General features: G+C 62.5%; 2 protein-coding genes. One reads left to right on the top strand and one right to left on the bottom strand.

Features of this window, described 5'->3' with window-relative positions; translation table 11 throughout:
• Positions 1–833, bottom strand: an 833-nt coding sequence (gene mltG, locus AC1D0Z_RS20900) for an endolytic transglycosylase MltG (protein WP_477660081.1), incomplete at its 3' end; no start/stop codon positions are given.
• 84 nt (positions 834–917) lie between these two features.
• Between mltG and ygfZ the strand changes: the two genes are divergently transcribed.
• On the top strand, positions 918–1,771 hold an 854-nt coding region (ygfZ, locus tag AC1D0Z_RS20895), incomplete at its 3' end, for a CAF17-like 4Fe-4S cluster assembly/insertion protein YgfZ (protein ID WP_477660080.1).

Genomic DNA, 1,771 nt, shown 5'->3' with positions numbered 1-1,771 from the left:
GCCCGGCTGTAGGTGTTGTAGGGCGTATCGGCCAGCAGGTCGCGTTTTCGCAGGTTGCCGTCAAATCTGTCGCCAAGCCCATAAATCACGGTGGGATCGGTCTGCAGCAGCATGCCCAGGCGCAGCCGGTTGGTGAAAACGCCGCCGATCTGGGCGCGGTCCGACGGCTTGCCAGTTTCCTTTTCGACAATGCTGGCCAGGATCAGGGCCTCGTCGGGGGTTTTCAGCGGCGTGTCGGGGCTTCGCATCGACCACGCTGCGTCCAGCCGCTTGTCCATGGCGCGTGCTGCGCGCTTGAGCACGGCCAGGTCGCTGGAGCCCTTGGCGTAGGTGTACGTGTCAGGAAAGAAGCGGCCTTCGGGGTGCACACCCGGCTTGCCCAGCTTTTGCATGATGGTTTCAGGTGCCAGGCCAAGCGTATCGGGCGCAAGCTGCTCTGCTTTTTGTAGCGCCGCGCGCACCTGGTTGAAGGTCCAGCCTTCGACCAGCGTCACGCTTTTGAGGGCTTGATCGCCGCGCACCAGCATGGCCAGCAGCTTTTGCGGCGTGGTGCCGGGCACCAGCTCATAGCTGCCGGCCTTGATCAGCCGGGCCTGGCCGGAAAAGCGGAACCAGGCATGGAGAAAGATCGCCGGCACGTCGGCGCCGCTGGCAACGATGACCTCGGCCACGCTACTGGCGGGGGTGCCGGGCTCGATTTCGAGGTCCACCACCTGGCTGCCGGGCGCCAGCCGCAGGGGAATCGGCTCGTGCAGCCACCACAAACCCGCGCCAAACAACAGCAGGGCGCCGGCAAATACCAGTATCAACAGACTTGTAAAGACACGACGCACGACCCAGCTACCTTTTCTGTACAGAACGCAAAACCTCCAGCCTATGATAATTCAGCCCATCCCCTCATCGAATGTGAACGCCCCATGACCCTGCCTGTTGCTGCTCCCCTGATTTCCGGCATCACCGAACTGGCGCACCTGGGCGTCATCCGCGTCACGGGCGAAGATGCTGTCACGTTTTTGCAGGGCCAGCTGACCCAGGACGTTGCGTTAATGGGGGCCGGCGAAGCGCGCCTGGCGGCTTTCTGCAATGCCAAGGGCCGGATGCAGGCGAGTTTTGTGGTGTTCAAGCGCAGCAGCGATGCCGGCCAGGACGTGTTGCTGCTGTGCAGCCGCGACATCCTGCCCGCCACGCTCAAGCGCCTGTCGATGTTTGTGCTGCGCGCCAAGGCCCGATTGACCGATGCCACCGCAGAATTTGCGCTCTACGGCATCACCGGAAATGCTATCGATTCGATAGCTGGTGGCGCACGGCCTGTATGGTCAAAAGCCGATATTGGTGATGTAAATGTGGTGTTTTTGCACCCCGGCGCTGGCCAGGCGCGTGCAATCTGGTGCGCACCGGCCGCGTCGTCCGCACCCGAAGGTCCGCGCATTGACGGCGCCTTGTGGCACTGGCTGGACGTGCAGTCCGGTATTGCGATGATCACGCAGCCGATTTTTGAAGCTTTTGTGCCGCAAATGCTCAATTACGAATCCGTCGGCGGGGTGAGCTTCAAAAAAGGTTGTTACCCGGGCCAGGAAATCGTTGCGCGCAGCCAGTTCCGCGGCACGCTTAAACGGCGCGCTTACCTTGTTCATACCGCCGGGACGCCGGCGCCAGGCCAGGAGGTTTTTCACGCTTCTGACGCAGAGCAGCCCTGCGGGCTGGTCGCCGCGGCCGCTGTCAACCCTTCGGGCGGTTTTGACGCCATCGTGTCCATGCAAACTACTGCCGC

It is taken from the genome of Polaromonas sp. P1_E3, from assembly GCF_056405935.1.
This window is presented reverse-complemented; position numbering and strand designations above follow the sequence as displayed.